At 41.9% G+C, this 20224-nt stretch carries 20 protein-coding genes; 14 read left to right on the top strand and 6 right to left on the bottom strand.

What is annotated here, in order from left to right:
- Window positions 1-310 precede the first annotated feature (310 nt).
- From DS742_RS19870 to DS742_RS19835, 8 genes are all read left to right on the top strand, one after another.
- The gene (locus tag DS742_RS19870; protein WP_117418709.1) at window positions 311-1231 is read left to right on the top strand and encodes an ABC transporter permease subunit; all 921 of its coding nucleotides are present in this window, start codon (window positions 311-313) and stop codon (window positions 1229-1231) included.
- Window positions 1231-2175 carry a carbohydrate ABC transporter permease gene (locus tag DS742_RS19865; RefSeq protein WP_341457670.1) on the top strand — a complete coding sequence of 315 codons (945 nt, stop codon included), beginning with the start codon at window positions 1231-1233 and terminating at the stop codon, window positions 2173-2175. The genes DS742_RS19870 and DS742_RS19865 overlap by 1 nt, the downstream gene beginning before the upstream one ends.
- A 32-nt stretch (window positions 2176-2207) precedes the next feature.
- Entirely contained in the window at window positions 2208-3938 is a 1731-nt protein-coding gene (locus DS742_RS19860; protein ID WP_117418708.1) for a type 2 periplasmic-binding domain-containing protein, read from the top strand.
- 28 nt (window positions 3939-3966) lie between these two features.
- Entirely contained in the window at window positions 3967-5943 is a 1977-nt protein-coding gene (locus tag DS742_RS19855; protein ID WP_117418707.1) for a right-handed parallel beta-helix repeat-containing protein, read from the top strand.
- Window positions 5940-7454: a carboxylesterase/lipase family protein gene (locus DS742_RS19850; protein WP_117418706.1), complete on the top strand. Its 1515-nt coding sequence runs from the start codon at window positions 5940-5942 to the stop codon at window positions 7452-7454. Before DS742_RS19855 ends, DS742_RS19850 begins: the two co-directional genes overlap by 4 nt.
- Before the next feature lie 29 nt (window positions 7455-7483).
- A complete protein-coding gene (locus tag DS742_RS19845) occupies window positions 7484-8869 on the top strand; it encodes a family 43 glycosylhydrolase (RefSeq protein WP_117418705.1) in 1386 nt (461 codons plus the stop codon).
- Between the two features lie 166 nt (window positions 8870-9035).
- Window positions 9036-9716 carry a hypothetical protein gene (locus tag DS742_RS19840; protein WP_117418704.1) on the top strand — a complete coding sequence of 227 codons (681 nt, stop codon included), beginning with the start codon at window positions 9036-9038 and terminating at the stop codon, window positions 9714-9716.
- A gap of 34 nt (window positions 9717-9750) precedes the next feature.
- Window positions 9751-10242 carry a DUF4367 domain-containing protein gene (locus DS742_RS19835; protein ID WP_117418703.1) on the top strand — a complete coding sequence of 164 codons (492 nt, stop codon included), beginning with the start codon at window positions 9751-9753 and terminating at the stop codon, window positions 10240-10242.
- Window positions 10243-10293: 51 nt separating this feature from the next.
- Here DS742_RS19835 and DS742_RS19830 read toward each other — a convergent pair whose 3' ends face one another.
- Genes DS742_RS19830 through DS742_RS19820 form a run of 3 tightly spaced genes read right to left on the bottom strand, consistent with a single transcriptional unit; the run spans window position 10294 to window position 12359 of the window.
- Window positions 10294-11118, bottom strand: a complete 825-nt coding sequence (locus DS742_RS19830) for a phosphatidylserine decarboxylase (RefSeq protein WP_117418702.1) — start codon at window positions 11116-11118, stop codon at window positions 10294-10296.
- Window positions 11115-11744 (bottom strand): CDP-alcohol phosphatidyltransferase family protein, encoded by a 630-nt coding sequence (locus DS742_RS19825; protein ID WP_117418701.1) that lies wholly within the window; start codon window positions 11742-11744, stop codon window positions 11115-11117. Before DS742_RS19825 ends, DS742_RS19830 begins: the two co-directional genes overlap by 4 nt.
- 21 nt (window positions 11745-11765) lie before the next feature.
- Window positions 11766-12359: a TVP38/TMEM64 family protein gene (locus DS742_RS19820; protein ID WP_117418700.1), complete on the bottom strand. Its 594-nt coding sequence runs from the start codon at window positions 12357-12359 to the stop codon at window positions 11766-11768.
- Window positions 12360-12549: 190 nt separating this feature from the next.
- On the opposite strand from DS742_RS19820, the gene DS742_RS19815 reads away from it, so the two are divergent.
- From DS742_RS19815 to DS742_RS19800, 4 genes are all read left to right on the top strand, one after another.
- Window positions 12550-13251, top strand: coding sequence for a response regulator transcription factor (locus tag DS742_RS19815; protein ID WP_117418699.1), 702 nt, complete (start codon window positions 12550-12552; stop codon window positions 13249-13251).
- Window positions 13244-14581, top strand: a complete 1338-nt coding sequence (locus DS742_RS19810) for a sensor histidine kinase (RefSeq protein ID WP_117418698.1) — start codon at window positions 13244-13246, stop codon at window positions 14579-14581. The genes DS742_RS19815 and DS742_RS19810 overlap by 8 nt, the downstream gene beginning before the upstream one ends.
- Before the next feature lie 167 nt (window positions 14582-14748).
- The gene (locus tag DS742_RS19805; protein WP_117418697.1) at window positions 14749-15138 is read left to right on the top strand and encodes a hypothetical protein; all 390 of its coding nucleotides are present in this window, start codon (window positions 14749-14751) and stop codon (window positions 15136-15138) included.
- Window positions 15139-15221: 83 nt separating this feature from the next.
- A complete protein-coding gene (locus DS742_RS19800; protein WP_117418696.1) occupies window positions 15222-16196 on the top strand; it encodes a hypothetical protein in 975 nt (324 codons plus the stop codon).
- Here the strand turns inward: DS742_RS19800 and DS742_RS19795 are convergent.
- From DS742_RS19795 to DS742_RS19785, 3 genes are read right to left on the bottom strand one after another with little or no spacing between them, the layout of a single operon-like run.
- The gene (locus tag DS742_RS19795) at window positions 16193-16864 is read right to left on the bottom strand and encodes a chloramphenicol acetyltransferase (RefSeq protein WP_242996642.1); all 672 of its coding nucleotides are present in this window, start codon (window positions 16862-16864) and stop codon (window positions 16193-16195) included. The genes DS742_RS19800 and DS742_RS19795 overlap by 4 nt on opposite strands.
- A gap of 16 nt (window positions 16865-16880) precedes the next feature.
- On the bottom strand, window positions 16881-16985 hold the full coding sequence (locus DS742_RS30055) for a DUF2087 domain-containing protein (protein WP_117418695.1): 105 nt from the start codon (window positions 16983-16985) through the stop codon (window positions 16881-16883).
- Window positions 16946-17338 carry a GIY-YIG nuclease family protein gene (locus DS742_RS19785; protein ID WP_242996641.1) on the bottom strand — a complete coding sequence of 131 codons (393 nt, stop codon included), beginning with the start codon at window positions 17336-17338 and terminating at the stop codon, window positions 16946-16948. Before DS742_RS19785 ends, DS742_RS30055 begins: the two co-directional genes overlap by 40 nt.
- Window positions 17339-17500: 162 nt before the next feature.
- On the opposite strand from DS742_RS19785, the gene DS742_RS19780 reads away from it, so the two are divergent.
- Both DS742_RS19780 and DS742_RS19775 read left to right on the top strand, forming a co-directional pair.
- The gene (locus DS742_RS19780; RefSeq protein WP_117418694.1) at window positions 17501-18595 is read left to right on the top strand and encodes a DUF2974 domain-containing protein; all 1095 of its coding nucleotides are present in this window, start codon (window positions 17501-17503) and stop codon (window positions 18593-18595) included.
- Between the two features lie 82 nt (window positions 18596-18677).
- The gene (locus DS742_RS19775; RefSeq protein WP_170313529.1) at window positions 18678-20201 is read left to right on the top strand and encodes a response regulator transcription factor; all 1524 of its coding nucleotides are present in this window, start codon (window positions 18678-18680) and stop codon (window positions 20199-20201) included.
- Window positions 20202-20224: the final 23 nt, after the last annotated feature.

The following is a 20224-nucleotide window of genomic DNA, read 5'->3' as shown; positions in this document are numbered from 1 at the left end:
TAACTTATAGGGGTCACATCAAAGCTTATTAAGCTGCATCTGTTTTTTTGATTATCAGTTATATAGTAAAAATAATGATGCTGTAAAACGATTTATACATAAATGAAAAGAAAAAAACATAGTAATTAAGTATAATAATAAAGAGCAAAACTTGTTTAAAATATACAAATGACACAATTTTGGCCCGATATTTATTGACTATATATACATACTGGAATATAATCCCAATTAATAGGTAAAACGATTTACAAAAGGGGATACGTATCCTTAAAATGTTGTGAAACTGTAAGAACAGGAAAGGATGGTTTTCATGAGAATGTTTACTGACAGGAAAAAGAAAAGGGCATTCAGAGAATTTATGTATGTGTTACCGTTTCTGCTTTTGGTTGCTGTGTTTTCGTATTATCCGCTATATGGCTGGGTCTATGCATTTTTTGATTACAAGCCGCCGTTTCCGCTTCGCATGGAACAGTTCGTGGGGCTTAAATGGTTTTCGTCACTCTTTACCAATGATGTGAAGCTAAAGCAGCTGCTGGCCGTTTTAAGAAATACCTTTGCCATCAGCGGGCTCAGTCTGATATTTTCCTGGTTTCCCATGATTTTTGCAGTCTTTTTAAATGAAATCAAATGGAAGCCATTTAAAGTCTTTGTCCAGACTGCCACTACATTACCTAATTTCATCAGCTGGGTTCTGGTGTATTCCATTGCATACTGCGTATTCTGCAGTACCGGTGTGGTAAACAGCTTACTGATGAATCTGGGAGTTCTTAAGACTCCCCAGCTTTATCTCCAGTCTGCAAATCATATATGGTTTAAAATGTGGCTGTGGCTTACCTGGAAGAATGCCGGCTGGGCTGCGATTATGTATATAGCGGCCATATCCGGGATCGATGAACAGCTCAAAGAAGCGGCCAGAGTGGATGGGGCTACACGAATGCAGGTGATCAGGCACATCACAATCCCCGGTTTGATTCCCACATTTTTTGTGCTGGTGATGCTTAATCTCGCTAATTTCCTGACAAACGGATTGGAGCAGTACTTCGTTTTTCAGAATGCCTTCAATAAGGATTATATTCAGGTATTGGATTTGTATGTTTACAACATCGCAATGGGTAGCGGGGGATATTCCCTGTCAACTGCCATCAGTATGTTTAAGAGTATTGTAAGCGTATTGCTGTTATGTGCGACAAACCAGATATCCAAAATGGTCAGAGGGGAAGGGTTTGTATAATGAGGCAGAAAGGGGAAGCAATGAGAGAAAATGTGAATAAGCATAAAAGAAAACAAAGCTTTGAAGATTATGTGATTGATACAATTACCTGTATTGTCTATTTATTTTTTACATTTATTTGCGTTTATCCGTTCTACTACATATTCATTAATACCATCAGTGCCAATGATTTAAGCGAAAGAGGGAAAATTCTTCTATGGCCCGTTGGAATTCATTTTAACAATTATGCTTCCGTTCTTAAGATTCCCGGACTGTTTTCAGCTCTTAAGATCTCTGTTGCCAGGACGGTGATCGGGACAGTGGTCACTGTATTTATCGCTGCTTTTCTTGGGTATATGTTTACAAAGGAATCCATGTGGAAGAGGAAATTCTGGTATCGCTTTGTGGTGGCAACCATGTATTTTAATGCAGGTATTATTCCCTGGTACATCACAATGCGCAATCTTCATCTGACCAATAATTTCTGGGGATATATTTTGCCGGTTGCGGTATCTCCCTTTTATATTGTTCTGTGCAAGACGTTTGTGGAGTCCATTCCCGGAGAATTGCAGGATGCGGCGGAAATCGACGGGGCCGGTACTCTTAAGATATTCTTTCAGATTATTACTCCTTTAATTAAACCAATCCTGGCCACAGTCGCAATCTTTACGGCTGTAGCGCAATGGAATGCGTTTCAGGATACGCTGCTTCTGGTAACGGATAACCGGCTGTATACTCTGCAGTTTACCCTTTATCAGTACATCAATCAGGCAAGCTCGTTAAAATCACTTGCCAATAGCAGCACCTCCTCAGCACAGATGGCGGCAAGTCTGGCACATTCCCAGACGGCCACCTCCATCCGTATGACCGTTACGATAGTAGTTGTGGCACCGATCATATTGATTTACCCCATTTTTCAGAGATTTTTCGTAAAAGGAATCATGATTGGTGCTGTAAAAGGATAATAACAATTGCATAGAAAAGAAGGGAGCAGTGTATGAGAGTAAAAAGGAGAGTTTTTAAGGTGCTGTCAGCAGCTATGGCGGCAGTTATGGTGGCAGGATGCGGCAGTCCGGCGGCAACCAAAGCGACAACAGCGGCAACAGCCGCAGGTACAGGAAACTATGACGAGCCGATGACATTTGACTTTTATGATGTTGCGGCAAATTATCAGGGGACTCAGGCCGGGTGGTTTGCAAAGGTGGTAAAGGATAAGTTTAACATTGAACTGAACATGATTTCGCCGCAGGTTGCCGGGAACGGGATTTACCAGACCCGCTGCAGTACAGGAAATTTAGGAGATATCGTGCTGCTGGAACGCACGGATTTTACGGACTGTGTAAAAGCAGGTTTAATTAAGGATATCACAGATGATATCAAAAATTACCCCAATTTAATGACCTATCAGGATCAGATTACTGTATTAAATAAGGCTTTGCCAGAAAATAAGGATGGAAAAATCTATGGAATTCCATGCCAGATGACCAATACTTCACCCACCGCATACTCTCAGGATGTAATTAAGTCCAGTCCGCTTTTAAGATGGGATCTCTACTCGGAGCTGGGTTGCCCGGATATCAAGAATACGGATGATTTGTTAGATGTTCTGGAAAAAATGATGAAGGCACATCCCACCAACAAAGCCGGAGATCCGGCTTACCCCCTGTCTTTGTGGTCTGACTGGGATGGCGGAGACGGAATGTTAGGCATAGCCAATGTCACACAGCTGACAACCTGGTATGGGGAAATAATCAAGGGCTCCAATATTTTAAAGCCGGATAACACATTTATCCCCGTAAACAGCAAAGATGGTGCTTATTATAAGATGCTTCATTTCTTAAATGATGCAAACAGAAGAGGAATTGTAGATCCTGATTCCGGTACCCAGGACTGGAATACGGCCTGCGATAAGATGAAGACCGGCAGAGTGTATTTAATGTGGTATAACTGGCAGGTAGGTTTCTGGAATACACAGGATCGGTTAAAGGATGGCACAGCATTTATTTATACGCCGGTTAAGGATCAGATTTATTATGCAGATGCAGATACTTATTATGGGAGCGGACGTGTTTTTGCCGTCGGTTCTCAGGTAGATGGTGCAAAGTATAAAAGAATTATGGATTTTTTGGATTGGTATGCAAGTCCCGAGGGATTGACCTATCAGCACATTGGATTAAAAGGATTTAACTATACCGTAGGCAGTGACGGAAAATATACATATATCAACGACAATGCTTTAATGGATAATGTCACTGTACCGGATGAATTTGGCGGTGGCGGATTTAATGACGGGAATAATGCAATCAATCAATGGATGCTGGATGCCATCAGTACAGATCCGGATACAGGAGAACCCTATAACAAAGATTATTGGAGCACTTATAAGGCAGCTACAATGACACAGATGAAAAAAGACTGGGCGGCGAAGTTCGGTGCAGCGGAACCGGTCGATTATATGAAGAAGAATAACATCCTGTTAATCAGCCCCAATGTGAGCGTATCCCTTCCCAGCGATCCGGCGGATATATCCATAATCCGAAATCAGTGCAGCGATCTGTTCAGTGATTATTCCTGGAGAATGATTTATGCAAAGGATGACGCAGAGTTTGATTCCCTGTGGAGTGAGATGTGTACACAGATGGATGGAATGGGCTTTCAGGAGCTGTCCAAATTTGACAAGGAAAAGTACCAGATTGAGCTGGATGCCAAACTGGCTGTAAAACAATAGAAAAAGGATTCACTGGAGAGGACAAATCATGGATATAACGTCAATACTTCCGGAGGGCACAAGCTTCGCATTCTGGGAGCAGGAACAAAGATATGAACAGGAACTGCATGTCGACTGCAATCAGGGGGGAGCGCCGGGAGATCGTGACGGAAGTATACAAAAACCCTTTCAGACGATTAATGAAGCAGCTGCAGCTGCAGTTCCGGGAACCAGGGTATGGATTCATGGCGGTGTGTACAGGGAGTGTGTACACCCTGCCATGGGCGGAACCGGTCCGGATCGGATGATCTGTTATGAAGCCTGGCAGAAAGAACCGGTATGTATTAAAGCTTCTGTTGAGGTAAAGAATTTTATTCCCAGCCAGGGATGGAGACTGAACCATTTTTCCTCTGACGCGTTATCGGAAGGGATTTCTATCTGGGAGCTGAAGCTGAACCCGGAAGATTTTAAAGGGTATAATCCATTCTGCGCAGTGAATATTCTTCATGACAGATTGTTTCTGGAATACGATAAAACCGATATGACCACGTATTTAAACAGACGGGGATTGATATTTAGCGACGGAAAGCCGCTGGTACAGGTGCCGCTTTACCAGCAGATGGGCACACAGGAGAATACGTATTGGGTGGAAGCCAATGGCCAGACTGTCCATTTTCGATTAAGAGGTGACGATGACCCGGGAAAACATCTTATTGAGGTTACATGCCGGGAGCAATGCTTTGCACCGGAGATTCCCTTTTTATCCTATATAAAAGTAAAGGGGATCACCTGTGCACATGCGGCCACCGGTGCGCCGGTTCCCCAGAGAGGTTCCATATCCTGTTACAGGGGGCATCACTGGATTATTGAAGACTGTGAAGTGGATTGGGCAAATGGTGTGGGTATTGATATTGGGAACGAATGCTGGCATCACTGCGTGCCGGAGGATCAGATCATCGGAAATACCATAATCCGTGGCTGCCGGATTAAGAATGCAGGAGTATGCGGCATTGCCGGATTATTTGCCCAGGATCTTTTAATAGAAGACAATCTGATCGAGGGCACAGGCTGGCAGCGGATGGAACTGTCCTGGGAAGCCGGAGGCATGAAAATACATAATTGCAGGAACAGTCTGATCAGAAGAAACATTTTCACAAAGACATTCCGGGCTGATCATTTGTGGCTGGACTGCAGCAATGAAAATAACCGGATTACACAAAATCTGTTTTTGGACGGGATAGAACAGCGGGAAGCTGTTTTCATTGAATGCACCAGAGACGGCGTTAATTTAATCGATAATAATATATTCTGGAATGTGGAAGGCAGATTTGATACAGGAAGTGTCCCGCAGGAGACTGGTTCTTCGGGATGGTATAAGATGGAAGAGGACGGAATTGTAAATGGTTATGCAATTTATGCGGAAGGTACCGACCATTTATACATCGCCAATAATTTAATCGCAAAATGCAGGAGTGCCGGATATTTTGCAAAGCCGGTCGCATTCCGCATGCATGGCAATCTCAGGGGAGGAACATCAAGAGATGCCCGCTTCATGAACAATATTTTTTATGAATGCGGGGAAGCAGCCATTAAAATGCCCACTGAGAAAAACCAGGCAGAAGGCAATCTTTATGTTTCCATGAACGGGGGGTATTTGAGAATTCTATATCCGGCTCCCCCATGCTGCCTTGATCTTCCTGCATGGCAGGAATTTTATGGATTTGATAAAGAGGGGCAGGAGGGAGTCTTTCAGATTGATTTGGATACGGAGCAGTATACGCTTGAGTTCCGTTCTGCGGATCAATATCCATGGGATACCATGAGAGGACGAGAACGGCATCATTATGTGATGAAACCGGAGGATATTAAAACAGTAAAGAAAGACCTGCTGGTATCCAGTGATTTTTTCGGTACGCTTCATGGAAACGATTATTGCAAACCTGGACCGTTTAAAGAGCTGGTCTCCGGCAGAATCTATCATATTGATCCAAGAAAACTGGTAAGCCAGGAAGGGAGGCAATCATGATTCGGATTGTAAAAACGGAAAATGGTCTGGTGAGAGGAATTGAGGCAGCCGATCCCAGGATTACTGCATTTAAGGGAATTCCTTTTGCAGCACCCCCTGTGGGGGAAAACAGATGGCGGGAGCCCAAACCATGTGAGAACTGGGAGGGAATCCGTGACTGTTACCGGTTCGGTCCCATATCCATGCAGGGGGTGCCGGGGCTGGGAGATAATATCTATGACAGGGAATGGCATGTGGACCCTGAAATCGCAATGAGTGAGGACTGCCTTTATTTAAATGTCTGGACCGGAGCAAAGAAAGCAGATGAGAAACGCCCTGTTCTGGTATGGTATTTTGGCGGCGGGCTTCAATGCGGATATACTGCTGAAATGGAATTTGACGGAGAAAGACTGGCACGAAGAGGTATTATTGTGGTTTCCGTCAATTACCGGGTGAATCTGTTTGGATTTCTCTCTCATCCGGAGCTGACCGCCAGCCAGCCGGATGCTCCGGCCAATTTCGGACATCTGGACCAGCTGGAAGGTTTAAAATGGGTCATCAGAAACATTGAGGCATTTGGCGGTGATCCGCAAAATATAACCATAGCAGGTCAGTCCGCAGGCGGAGGCAGTGTTATGACGCATCTGACTACTCCAAGAAGCCAAGGCCTGTTTCAAAAAGCAATTGTGTTAAGCGGGGTTTTCTGCCGCCCATACGATAAAAATCCGGATCCGTTCAGCCACACATTGTCTGATGCAGAAAAAACAGGTGAAAAGTTCTTTGAATTTATCGGAGCAAAGGACCTTACCCAGGCCAGAGCGATGGACGGGAAGCTGCTGCATGAAAAATATGAGCAGTTTGGCGGATTTATGGGAACTGTCATTGACGGAAAATTCTGCTTTGGCAATTCCTTCCAGCGTTTTATGGAAAATAAGAGGGCCTTGGTTCCGGTAATGGCGGGGAATACCTCAGATGAATTTTTTGATTCCATCCATGCAGATTCCGATGAGGAGCTGAAGGAAAAAGTAAAGACGCTCTTTCCCGGACAGGAGGAAGAGTTTCTCCGGCTGCTTGGAAATGAAGCGCGGGATAAAGAGGGGAATGCCGGTTCCATAAGCAGCATCGAGTTTGCTGTAAGAGGATTGTTTCACGAAAATGCCCGGCAAAATAACCCGGTTAATTGCTATTACTATACCTTTGATGCGGATATTCCCGGCTGGGATCATCCGGGGAACTTCCATTCCGTTGATTTATGGTTCTTTTTTGAGACACTGGCAAAATGCTGGCGGCCATTTGAAGGTAAGCATTACGATCTGGCGAGACAGATGGCAAATTACTGGGCAAATTTTGTGAAGACAGGCGATCCAAACGGAGAAGATGCAAATGGAAGCCCAATGCCGGTGTGGCTGCCGTTTACGGAAGAAAATCCGGACGGAATGTTGTTTTCCACAGAGAAAATTGGAATGAATCAGAAGAAGGAAGAGGAACTGATGGCGTTTTTATTAAACAGACTGAAGGAGAAGTCTGAGTAACAACAGGTGATTGCCGGAATGGAGAAAAGATGAAAAAATATGCAGTAAATCCCTATTTGCCTTCATGGGAATATATCCCCGACGGGGAACCATATGTGTTTGGGGACAGAGTATACGTTTATGGTTCCCATGATTTTTACAATGGTTATGTTTTCTGCCTGGGAGATTACGTCTGCTGGTCAGCACCGGCAGATGATCTTGGAAACTGGCGGTATGAGGGCGTGATTTATCCGAAAACCAGTGACCCCATGAACAAGGATGGAAAGATGTGTCTTTATGCACCGGATGTGGTAAAGGGGTCCGATGGAAGGTATTATCTTTACTATGTCCTTGATAAGGTGCCGGTGGTATCGGTTGCAGTTTGTGACACCCCGGCAGGAAGATATGAATTTTATGGATATGTCCGGGATAAGGACGGGGGGCGCCTGGGAGAGAGGCCTGGTGACCAGCCCCAGTTCGACCCCGGAGTTTTAAGAGAGGATAATAAAATCTATCTCTACTGCGGTTTCTGCGGTCCCCAGGATGAAACCAGAATCGGGGCCATGGTGACGGTGCTTGCAGACGACATGGTAACGGTTTTAGAAGAACCGGTCGTAATTGCACCCAGTAAGCCGTATAGCGCAGGTACCGGTTTTGAAGGGCATGAGTTCTTTGAAGCACCTTCGATCAGGAAAAAAGGCAGTACCTATTATTTCATCTATTCCTCAGTAGCCATGCATGAACTGTGCTATGCAGTCAGTGACAGTCCGGTGAGCGGATTTACCTATGGAGGAGTCATTGTCAGCAATTGTGATGAGGGGATTGATACTTATAAGCCAGCCGGGATGCATACGGCTTATGCTGCCAATAATCACGGAAGCCTGGTAGAGATTCTGGGTAAATGGTATATTTTCTATCACAGGCACACCAATGGAACCTGGTTCAGCCGTCAGGGCTGCGCGGAGCCTGTTTCAATTCTGGAAGATGGAACGATTCCCCAGGTGGAAATTACAACCAGTGGGATGGGAGGTCTTTTGCCGGGAAAAGGTGAATATGGCGCTTATCTGGCCTGTAATTTGTTCCAGACGGAACAAAAACCGGAAGTGCTTATTCCCAGAATCATGCAGGATGGAAGAGATGGAGATGAAGAGCCGGGATATATTGCCCATATAACAGATGGGGTTACTGCCGGATTTAAATATTTTGAATGTGAGGATATAAAACGTATAACGATTACTACGAGAGGTTATGCAGCCGGGTATTTTGAAGTGAAACATGCATGGGACGGGGAAGTACTTGCTAAAATCCAGATACAGTATACCAATGTATGGGAGAGCTGCTCCGCTGATTTGGAGATGGAAAATGGGAAGCAGGCCATCTATCTGACTTACCGGGGTAATGGGGATGCAAGTTTATTATCCTTCTCGCTGGAGTAAATGAGTTTCATAAGTTAAATGATTAAAAACTGCTGCAGGCGGGGATTACTCAACTGCAGCAGTTTTTTCTGCTGAAAAGCCGTTTATACAAAACATTTGCTAATAAACAGAAATATCGGGTACAATAAGAGGAATAAAGAGACTTAACTGATTGAAAGGAGTAGCGATGAAAGCATTTAAAAAAATTTCAATTGTAACCGGTTTTTTGGTATTCTGTGTGGGTGCATCCGCTGGCTGTGGGAAAAACAGGATAAAATCACCGGATCAGACAACTGCTCCGACGAATGTGTCAGCTAGTACCGAAGCAGTGACAACAGCAGCTTCCTCTGCAGCAGCAGAGACCACCGCTATGAGCGATTCACAAAATACAACAGAGGAAGCTTTAAAGGAACTGGGATTCATTTACAAGGAAAATACAATTACCCTTTTAGACATAACAGATGACCAAAAGATTGAAGGCATGCTTGGAAAAGCAGAAAATATTAAAACTCACACATATTCTTCTTCTGATGGATTAAACATGGACCAGCTGACAGGAAAGACAGAAAAGCAGTACCTTTATCCCGGACTTGTTATTAAAACAATTGATGCAGCGGAAGATAACAAGTTCTATATTTATCAGATTGAAATAACCAGCCCCCAATATATGACTGTGAAAAACGTTAAGGTGGGAGACAGCTTTGAAACGTTGAAAGAAACTTATCCGGAAGGCAATTTACTGGGCGGAGAAATAAGTAACGGTGAAGACGATTTCCGCATTGAGGAAAAAGATTATACAAATGTAATGAACTTTCACATAAAGAATAAGAAAGTGGCAAGTATCCAGATCTATTCTCTCATAGATTAATTAAAAGTCCCGGAAAAGAAAGGTAGAATTTATTATGAAGAAATTAGTTGCTATTATGTTAAGTGCAGTTTTGGCTTTATCATTTACCGCGTGCTCAAAACAATCAGCAAAAGCCCAGATGCCCAACCCCTTTGCAGATTGCAAAACAATAGAAGATGCAGAAAAAATCGCAGGTTTTCATGTTACAGCCCCGGATAAAATCCCGGAAGGCTATACTCAGAGCATCATACAGGCAATTAAGGACGATCTTGTACAGATTATTTATAAAGATGGTGAGAATGAAATTACATTCCGTCAGGGGAAAGACAGTGAAGGAAACGGTGACATCAGCGGTGATTATAACCAATACAAAGAAAAGAATACAATAATGACCGGAGACTTGAAAGTTTTGATCAGGGGAAATGACGGTAAAGTGAGCAATGCTGTCTGGACCAATGGGGAACATGCATTTTCAATCACGGCAAACCCGGGGGAAACCGGTCTTGATAAAAATGTTATCCTCAGTATGATCGATAGCATCAGGTAATTAAATGCATTATTGTTATGTTATGGCTGATATGAGAACTAAGTAATAGATTCACTGTTGCTTCAATGCGATACACTCACCGTATTTTACAGTTGTTTCTATTCCTTTTTTCATATTTTCAATGATACGTTCATCCATTTGAATGATTCCCCTTTTAAGAAGAATAATAATTGTTGATCCTCCAAATTCAAAATATCCTTTTTCAGCACCGCGTTCTGTATAGATATGGTTATTGTAATTGTGAATTTTTCCGACAATAAGCGCTCCGATTTCCATTTGTATAACAGTATCAAAGTTCTTTGTATTAATAATTGTATACTCCCTGGAATTTTGAATGTATACAGGGTAAGTATTTAAAGCTGTGGGCCGCACGCAGTGAAGAATACCGGGTATGGATACCTGTTTCACTGCCAGACCATGATCTATATAGCAGTATCTATGATAATTTTGAGGAGCCAGACGAAAAATCAGACAGGTGCCATTCTGATATTCATCGGCCAGTTTCTGATTTTGAAGTAATTGTTCGATGGAATAGCATATATTCTTAATCCGGAATGTTATATCTGTTTGGATGGGATAAACGCTTAGGAAGCCGTCACAGGGGCTTACAAACCGGAAGGCCGCCTGTTCAATATCCTGTGGCAGAATGTTTCTCTTTCTGGTAAAAAAACTATTAAAGCTGGAATAATTCTGACATTCACAGTCTTCTGCCGGTATATGATGTTTTCTGATATATAGTGGAACCAGCCATCCGGATGCCGGTGAATTTAAATATCTGGCTGCCAGTCTGGAAAAACCAGGCTGCGTCAGCCATTTGAGAAAACAGCGTCCCAATGCTGTTTCATAAAGAAATCGTATGTAGAGCGATTCTTTCATCCTGGTACCTCCAGCAGCATTTTTAAAATAATTATTCCAGCAGCCATTAATCCAATTTTCCCCTTCATTTCCGGCTTTTTTATTTTAACAGGGGATATAAATAATACAGCCATAATAAACAACAGAGCTGTAAAGATACCGGGTGCCAGCCCGGGCCATATTTTTTGAAGTATGTACACTACCGGAAGAATCAGAGCGACGCTTGTGACAGGAAGTCCATCATATTCACTTCGTATTTCTGTACTGGAGTTCTGGCGCTTTTCTTCCACGACGTTAAAATATGCAAGACGAATCAAAGCACACAATGTATAAGTACAGGAGGCGAGCATGTTTAAAAAGCTTCCGGGAAGAATGAAATATACAAACAATGCCGGAAGGATTCCAAAGGCGATGAGATCACTCAGGGAATCTATCTGAATGCCGAATTGCTTTTCCATGTGGTTCCGCTGTTTTGTTGCGGCGATGCTGCCGTCAAACATATCACAAAGGCCGGAAATCATGAGGCATAGGATTGCCGGCTTTTGGATACTGTTTATTAAAAAAATTATGCCAAGGAATGAAATCAGCATTCCTGAATACGTCAATATAACAGTATAGTTATAAAATCCTAACAGATGTTTGTTCATAAGATCCCTTCTCCATTTCATTTATAAGATTTCTGCAAAAATCAGGCTATAGGCCAGAATACACCAGGGTTTGGCTAAAATAATAATCCATATAAACTTTTTTGAACTTATACTGGTCAGTCCGGAAAAATAGCAGAGAAAATCATCTGGGAACAGCGGAAGGAGGATTGAGGCAAATAATAGAATGGAAAAACGCTTGCTGTCACCAAGCCTGGCTGACCAGATTTCATATTGTTTATTTGTAAATAAGGCTTTGATCAGACCGATGCCGAATTGCCGTGCCAGAAAAAAAGCAATAATAGAACCAATGCTGATTCCAATGTAGTTATACCAAAAACCGCCGAAGGAGCCAAAGAGGATTGCGCCGACTGCACAACCGAAAAAACCTGGAAGAACAGGAAGCACTACCTGAGCTGCCTGTAATAAGATAAGTACTGCAGGAGCCATTATTCCAAATCCTTTTATATAATTCCTGAGAGAATCAAGGGTATGAAATTGTCCCTGTGCATATGCATTTATAAAGAAAAGTAAAACAACGGTCAGTAACAGTAGAAATCCCGCAGTTACTACCTTTTTTCTTTTTATTGTAAAGTCGTATTTAAAGTTATTTACCATGTTTGAAGTTGTTTCCTCCTTTCCTGTGCAACTATTGTTGCATGGAAATATTAATCCATCCTGAAATAATTCTTAACAATTCTGAAGCATATCAAAATGGCGGAAAGTAAAATTAGATCTTCAGAAAATTTAAGAATTATTTAGCAGATTTTTATGATAAAAAAAGTATAATGAAAATGGTGGTGAAAATATGAATAGTGGAAATATTTTAATGGTGGAAGATGACTCAGATATCAGGGAAGGCGTAAGAGTATTACTGGGCAGTGAAGGCTATACGGTTATGGAGGCGGAATCGGGAAACAGAGCGTTGGATATGCTCACCGAAGAGTACGACCTGATTATTCTGGATATTATGATGCCGGGGATATCCGGAATCCGGACATGCGAGGAAATACGTAAAATTTCCAATGTTCCTATCCTTTTTTTAACAGCAAAAGCCAGAGAGTCGGATAAATTGTTGGGATTAATGGCAGGTGGAGACGATTATCTGCCCAAACCATTTTCTTATGCAGAACTTTTGGGAAGAGTTAAGGCATTGCTGCGCAGGTATCACGTATATCAGGGGAAAAATTATGAAAAAACAGAAGAAGCAGCTTTTGTGGAATGGAAAGGAATACGAGTTTCCATTGCTTATAATGAAGTATTAATTGAAGGGCAGAATGTGGAACTGTCAGAGATTGAATATCAGATTTTAAAACTGCTGGTGCAGTATCCCAACAAAATATTTTCAGCCGAGAATATATATGAAAGCGTGTGGAAGGAACCGTATTTTTATGGTTCCAACAATACCATTATGGTGCATATACGAAAGCTGAGACTGAAAATCGAGAAAAATCCTCAGGAACCGAAACGGATTTGTACTGTATGGGGAAAGGGGTATCGGATTGGGTAAAATTTGGATATCAGCAAAAGAAAAAATGGGTTGTTTTGTAAAAAGCCTTGTTGGAGAACTGATTCTTCTGCTTTTTGCAAGCGCGGCTGTTGCATGCCTCCTTTTTTTTATACTGAATATAGTTGTGGGAGCAGGTATTAATTATTTTTTTACTACCACATCTTATCTGGAAAAAGTAGAAGTAAAAACAGTTCAGAACTTGCAGGATTATGTGATAAAAAATAATCTTAGTCCTTCTGACAGCCGTAAATTGTCGGAATGGGTAAAAAATCAATCGGTGATATATCTGGAAATATATCGGAATGATACTTTGTTATATGTATCAGATCTGTTGGGCGACGAGGATGATTATAATGAAATGGAAGTTCCCTACTACAGAGATAGTTATTATCAGCTCATCTTTGCGGATGGAAAAGCAGAGGTGTTTCTGCAGGGCGCTTTTGCTTATCGGTACCATATGTATGCACTTGTCGCGGAACTTTTAATCAGTTTTCTTGTATTTATGATATTATTTATTTGGGGAGTCAGAAAGCGGATACATTATATCCAAAGCCTTCAGAATGAGGTTGGTATTATGCAGGGCGGTTGTCTGGAACATCCGGTTACTGTAATAGGAGAAGATGAATTAGCAGGACTTGCAAATGATTTAAATCAGCTTCGTCGTTCACTTATGTATAATTTTGAGAGAGAGAATGAGCTTCGGCAGGCGAATCAGAATCTGATTATAGGTATTGCCCATGATTTGAGAACTCCGCTTACTGCGTTGACCATGTATGTGCAGATTCTTATGTCTGAGGTCTGTAAGGATAAAAATATGAATCAGTATTATCTGGATAAAGTTATGCTGAAAGCAGTGCAGATGAAGGAGTTATCAGACCGCCTGTTTGAATACTGTCAGGTCATGGATAAAAGCAAAGAAGAAAATCTGGAAGAAACAAGGACATTTCAAAGTGTATTCAGTGATTATTTATCTGAGATGGTATTATTTCTGGAAAGCCAGGGATTACATACAGTGACTGAGTTGGATTGGAAGAAAGCTGCGGTTGCGGTCAGAATGGATTATATAGCACGGATTATAGATAATTTAAGCATGAATCTTGTACGATATGCCAGTCGTGAAGAGATGATCAGGATCCGCACTGTTTATGAGGATAATGCAGCTGGAATAGAAATTTGTAACATGATACGGCATCAGGATCCGCCTATGGAAACTTCGAAAATCGGCATGGAAAATGTACGTTATATGATGGAAGCAATGAATGGAGAATGCCTGGAAGAAATAGATGAAGAAATATACAGGCTTCGGCTTCTGTTTCCAAACCAGGAATAGGAGAGTTAAAAAGACCAGTCTATCTGTTTAAAAACATGCACATTTTTGTTCCGGAGATAAGTTCAGAATTGTTAAGATATGAATCACAAATAATTAAGGAAAGACTGTTAAAATGTGAACTATCAAAGCAATAGAACTTTGAAAAAGCATAAAGCAGGAGGATAACAATGAAACAATTATTAACGAAGATGGCAGTTTTTATGATGGCAGCTGCGATGTCAGTATCGGTAGCAGCATGTGGTAATCAGGATAAGAAAGCGGATGGAAAACAACAGCCAGAGACAACTCTTTCTTCAAAGGTCACAAAAGAAAAGAAAAAGGCTCCGGAACAGAAGAAAGAAACAAGTGCCGCTGTAAAGAATGCAGAGAAGGAAACAACACAGGCTGCAAAAAAAGCAGACGAGCAAAAAACAACACAGGCTGCAAAAAAAGCAGATGAGCAAAAAACAACAAAGGCTGCTAAAACAACAGAGCCGGCAAAAAGCACAGATAATAAAAAGACAGATAATAAAATAACAAAAAGTAAAAGCCAGGAGAGCACAACTAAAAAGAATTAAAATATAATTAAAAAATTTTAAGCAGGCAGAATTCTGATAGAGGAAGCTGCCTGTTTAAGGCGTTAAAAAGAAGTGGAGTCAGAATGAGAAAATTTGGAAAAATAATCGGATTTTGGGGAATTTTTCTCCTGTTGTTAATTCAGAGTTCTTATTTGTTTATGCCTAAAAAGAATACGGTGGAAGACGGAATGGCGGACAGAGATATACATGCAAATGGAGTGCTGGCAGAACCTTCCAATACTCTGGATGTGATTGTTGTGGGCGACAGTGAGGGATATTCAGCAATTTCTCCCATGGTGATGTGGAAAGATCATGGTATAACATCCTTTGTCTGCAGCCAGTCGGGACAGCGCTCCGTGGAAGCATATTATATGCTTAAAAATGCATTAAAACACCAAAATCCCAAGCTGGTAATTCTGGAGACAGATTTATTCTATCACCACCGGGATGTACAGACAGAATTAAATCATGCGCTGGAAAAGATGTCACAGTACTATTTCCCAGTCTTTAGATATCATGACAGGTGGAAAAAGCTCACTGCCCGTGATTGGAAACAGGAGTGGGATTTTAGCCAGCGGGATTGTATGAAAGGGTTTCTTCATAGTAAAAAGGTAGCAGCTTATAAGGGCGGTGAATATATGAATCAATCTGATGGAAGAGAGCCGCTTGACCAGACAGTGACCTTCTGGACAGATAAGATCGTGAAACTGTGCCGGGAAAAACAGATCAGCCTGCTGTTAGTAGGAGTCACTGCACCAAAAAACTGGGATTACAGCCGACATAATACAGTGAATGATTATGCTTTGAAAAATAAAGTTCCCTATCTGGATTTAAACCTTTTCACTAAGGAATTAAAGATGGACTGGAGCAGGGACAGCAGAGACGGAGGAGACCACTTGAATACCAGCGGAGCCGATAAGGTAAGCCGCTATTTAGGCAGTTATCTGGCTGCACATTATGGATTGACGGATCATAGGAGTGATTTAAAGTACATTGAGTGGAACAAAGAGCTGGATCAATACCTGATCAATATATCAGATAAGGGAGCATCCAGCTAATAAATCCACTTTTCAGGGGCAGCCATACCTGATTGAAACTTCTCAAGAAATAAACCTGCATGATATCCGTCTGCTACGGCATGATGAACGGTAATAGAAAGCGGCATCCATTTTCTGCCGTCTCTGTCATAAAATTTCCCGGCTTCTATAACCGGAAAATAATAGGAGCTGATACTGGTATAAGGGACCGGTGTATAGCTGGAAAATTTGATCCATGGCAGCATTCCTATCATAAAATTATTCCTGGGTGGCATATCCGGCTTAGCTAATATACCGTGGTTATCTGCATACTTATTTTGGTCACTCATGTAATTGTCATAAAAGGTATAAAAATCGGAGTCATATTCCGTCCACATGCTGGATATGGTTTTATCGTCCTGATGGAAACATGCATAAGCAGGATGTAAAACCTCATAATAACCCAGCTTTCCATCTAAATCGGCAATTCGAAACTCATTTTGTTCTGCTATGAGTTTTGATACCAGGTATAAAAAAGCGGGAAAAAACTTTCTGTTCTGCTTTTTTATCATATCGAAGGTATTTGTTATATCTGATTCAATACTGATTGAATAACCGGTAGGCATCATTTTGGTAAAATAATGAAAATATTGCTTTCTGTTCCAATTATCGAAATCAATTGGATGAAAGGCAGTGTTTATGTCTGACATTTGCGTTCTCCTTTTTTTATTCAGACTCAGGCTTCCAGTACCGCGAGCCATCCGGTTCCCGGCGCAGAAGCCCTTTATCAATCAGTTCTCTTCTGAGCAGAAAGTCAATTTTTCTTTCCACAGTTCCAGGAGTGTGTTTACATCATCTGAAAACTGACGATCTGTCTGAGTGTCCTTTTTTTCTATTTCCTCCACTAGTTCAAAGGAAAAGGCGGATGCCCCATATTGTTTCCAGGCTTTTAGCATACATATTTCAGGACAGGAATCCGTTGTTTTCGAAAAAGTAAACCGGTTCTTAGATCCCTGCATATCGAAACTGGCACGTAACCAGTATGAATCATCTCCGCTGCATTGAATGCGGTATATTCCCCCGGTAAGAACTCTGTTTTTGTATTGCTCTTTTAATGCTTTTCTGTTTGAGTTTTCCATTTTGTCATAACCTTTCTGAAAAAGTCTGTCTGCGGTCCTTTCCACATCATTTTAGCTCCCTGTTATGGTCTTTTCAATAAACGCTTCGTAGAGTTTCCTGTATGCCTGTATTTTTATTTCCATTTGTTTTGATTATTAGGATAGAATAAGAATAAAACCGGATACTAAATAAATAACTGTCTATGAAAGAACGAGGAGTTTTGTAAAATGGCAAATATAATTAACTATGCAGAAAATGAATTATCGGATTTTAGCAGAAAACCGTTTCATTCTGTTGACAGCCTGATACTATCCGGATTTTCATACATTGGTCTTGCTTCTTTTGTGCCTGGATTTCAGTCCGGTGGGACATTTCCAACCATTGGAAGCCTTTTGAAAGCAGAGCATTTTAAAGAGATGTTTCGTGATGTCCGGGCTGAAGAAAACAGTTTAAGGCTTTTGTTTGCCATGGCTGCAAGTCCGCGTTATCGTGATTTAACACTGGGATTTTACCGGGAAAAACAGGACTGCATTCTGGATAAACAGTTTTGTGCCTTGACCGTCTTTCTGGATGAAAATACGGCTTATATTGCATTCCGCGGAACGGATACTACTTTAGCAGGATGGAAGGAAGATTTTAACATGGCGTTTCAATGCCCGTTGCCCTCACAGGAAGAGGCGGTCCGTTATGTAACAGAGGTTGCCTTACATTTTAACGGAAAGCTTATATTAGGCGGACATTCCAAAGGAGGCAATCTGGCTGTATATGTCTATGCAAAGTTAAACCGGCAGTTAAAAGACCGGATTGTGAAGGTTTATTCTCACGACGGACCTGGATTTAAGGAAAATACCTTAGACCTTCCTGAACTGGAGAACAGTCACAGGATTGTGGAAAAGACAGTGCCTCAGTCATCGGTGATTGGCATGCTGCTGGAGAACCAGGAGTGCTTTTCCATCGTAAAGAGCAGCAGGACCGGTCTTTTGCAGCACGATCCTTTTTCATGGATCATAGAAGGGGATCATTTTGTAATTGTTGAACGGTTAACGAAAAGTGCCAAATACATGGATAAATCACTGCATAACTGGCTGCGAGCAGTTTCTGATGAAGAACGGGAGCGTTTTGTCAATGCGCTGTATTCCGTTCTGGATACTGAAGATACACAAAACATCAGACAGATCGGATCTGAGTGGCACAAAAACCTTCCCCTGATGATGGGGCGGATGAGAAATCTTGATGAATACTCCAGATTTTTAATCCATAAAATGCTGAAAACCATGGCTGCATCTGCTCTTAAAAGCATCACGGAAAAGGGGGAGGATTGACAGCTGATTTAGATTAAAGTAATATGAAAACAGCAGTTAAATGGGGAAGAACGGCGGCAGTTTCAAAAAAGGGGTAAGAAGCATGAGGTTACTGATTGTAGAGGATGAAATTCGGATCAGAGAAGGAATTCAAAAGCTTTTAGGCAAGATGAGGCAGGATTACGATATTGTGGGCGAAGCGGAAAACGGGGAAGACGGGCTTCGGATGTTAAAAGAGCTGAAGCCGGATATTGTGATAACAGATATCAGAATGCCAAAGATGGATGGCCTGGAGATGATGAGCTATGCGGTGAAAGCTGGAATTACTGCGAAAGCTATCGTATTAAGTGCCTATTCGGAATTTGAATATGCCCGTCAGGCGATGAAGCTTGGAGTGACAGAATATTTGCTGAAACCCATCTCGCTCAATGATTTTTCACAGGCACTGGAACATGTTGAGCTGCAGGTGGAAAAGGACAGGCAGGAGAAGCCTGAAAAGATCGGAACGCTGGAGCAGATACTCTATGATTTCATAAACGGGCGAATGAAGATGGAAGAGGATATAAGTGCTTATTTAAAGCACAGTTATCAGATGGAAGAAGCTGAGAGACTGGTATTGATCTATGTATATCTGGGAAACCGTTATGAAGAAGAAAAAGATGGAGCCATGAAACAGTTACGTCATGTTTTTTCCGTGTATCCGGATCTGTCTTTCTGCATTCTGGATCTTATATACAGAAAATCAATGGTTGTAGTTCTTTACCATTACAAGGATGCCCATGATCTGGAGCGGTGGCTGCAGCAGCAGATTCTAAAGCAGAGACCCCGGAGGATGACCTTTGGATGGACAGAGGTTACGGGAGCGGCTGCATTGAAGAGCGGGCTTGACAGTCTCAGCCCTTATATGGACTGGAATATATCCTTTGATGAGGAAATTCTCATTTCCTATCCCAAGATTACGCATGTTCAGACGGTGCCCTGCATCTATCCCATTGAGCTGGAGACAAGGATAAAAGTGGCAATCTGTTCAGACAACTGGGATAAGGCAAAAGCGCTTATGAGAGAATTTCATGACAGTTTTCATGACGGTAAGATCTATGCCCCCAGGGAAATCAAGGAATGTTATGTGCGCTTTTTGTGGGCCGTAATGGGAATTGCCAAGGAACTGGGGTGTATCAACTTTGAGTCTTTAAAGCAGCAGAAGCTTTTAGAGATGATTATGGAGGCAAAGCGGAGAGAGGAACTGGCACACGGGGCAGATTTCCTGTTTGACTGTATAAAACCCCGGGAGGAAGAAAAAGAGATCACACATCTGACGGTAAGGCGGGTCAGAAGCATGATACAGGAATTTTATCAAAGCGGTATTACACTGGATGAAATTGCCTCAAAGCTGAATGTCACTCCTGAATATCTGGGAACACAATTTCATAAGGAAATGGGGCTGACCTTCAGTACATACATGAAAAATTTCAGGATCGGCAAGGCAAAGGAACTGCTGTGCGGGACGCATTTAAAACTGTATGAAATAGCAGCTAAGGTAGGTTATTCTGATCCGAAATACTTCAGCAAGGTGTTTAAGGAGATGACAGGCCAGCTTCCGGCAGATTACAGAAAGACTTTAAAATAGGCAAAGCGTTTAGGTTTTTCCTC

The organism is Lacrimispora amygdalina, from assembly GCF_003432035.1.
GTDB lineage: Bacteria > Bacillota > Clostridia > Lachnospirales > Lachnospiraceae > Lacrimispora > Lacrimispora amygdalina.
Note: the sequence above shows the minus strand (reverse complement) of the source record. Positions and strands in the feature narration are given on the sequence as shown.

Bases quoted from the DNA above. Each gene is read 5' to 3' on its own strand.
- DS742_RS19780 (WP_117418694.1), top strand. From the start codon at position 17,501: ATGGCAAATATAATTAACTATGCAGAAAATGAATTATCGGATTTTAGC.
- DS742_RS19825 (WP_117418701.1), bottom strand. From the start codon at position 11,744: ATGAACAAACATCTGTTAGGATTTTATAACTATACTGTTATATTGACG.
- DS742_RS19795 (WP_242996642.1), bottom strand. From the start codon at position 16,864: ATGTCAGACATAAACACTGCCTTTCATCCAATTGATTTCGATAATTGG.
- DS742_RS19805 (WP_117418697.1), top strand. From the start codon at position 14,749: ATGAAACAATTATTAACGAAGATGGCAGTTTTTATGATGGCAGCTGCG.
- DS742_RS19855 (WP_117418707.1), top strand. From the start codon at position 3,967: ATGGATATAACGTCAATACTTCCGGAGGGCACAAGCTTCGCATTCTGG.
- DS742_RS19865 (WP_341457670.1), top strand. From the start codon at position 1,231: ATGAGGCAGAAAGGGGAAGCAATGAGAGAAAATGTGAATAAGCATAAA.
- DS742_RS19840 (WP_117418704.1), top strand. From the start codon at position 9,036: ATGAAAGCATTTAAAAAAATTTCAATTGTAACCGGTTTTTTGGTATTC.
- DS742_RS19860 (WP_117418708.1), top strand. From the start codon at position 2,208: ATGAGAGTAAAAAGGAGAGTTTTTAAGGTGCTGTCAGCAGCTATGGCG.
- DS742_RS19815 (WP_117418699.1), top strand. From the start codon at position 12,550: ATGAATAGTGGAAATATTTTAATGGTGGAAGATGACTCAGATATCAGG.
- DS742_RS19850 (WP_117418706.1), top strand. From the start codon at position 5,940: ATGATTCGGATTGTAAAAACGGAAAATGGTCTGGTGAGAGGAATTGAG.
- DS742_RS19845 (WP_117418705.1), top strand. From the start codon at position 7,484: ATGAAAAAATATGCAGTAAATCCCTATTTGCCTTCATGGGAATATATC.
- DS742_RS19800 (WP_117418696.1), top strand. From the start codon at position 15,222: ATGAGAAAATTTGGAAAAATAATCGGATTTTGGGGAATTTTTCTCCTG.
- DS742_RS19870 (WP_117418709.1), top strand. From the start codon at position 311: ATGAGAATGTTTACTGACAGGAAAAAGAAAAGGGCATTCAGAGAATTT.
- DS742_RS19835 (WP_117418703.1), top strand. From the start codon at position 9,751: ATGAAGAAATTAGTTGCTATTATGTTAAGTGCAGTTTTGGCTTTATCA.
- DS742_RS19775 (WP_170313529.1), top strand. From the start codon at position 18,678: ATGAGGTTACTGATTGTAGAGGATGAAATTCGGATCAGAGAAGGAATT.
- DS742_RS19830 (WP_117418702.1), bottom strand. From the start codon at position 11,118: ATGAAAGAATCGCTCTACATACGATTTCTTTATGAAACAGCATTGGGA.
- DS742_RS19820 (WP_117418700.1), bottom strand. From the start codon at position 12,359: ATGGTAAATAACTTTAAATACGACTTTACAATAAAAAGAAAAAAGGTA.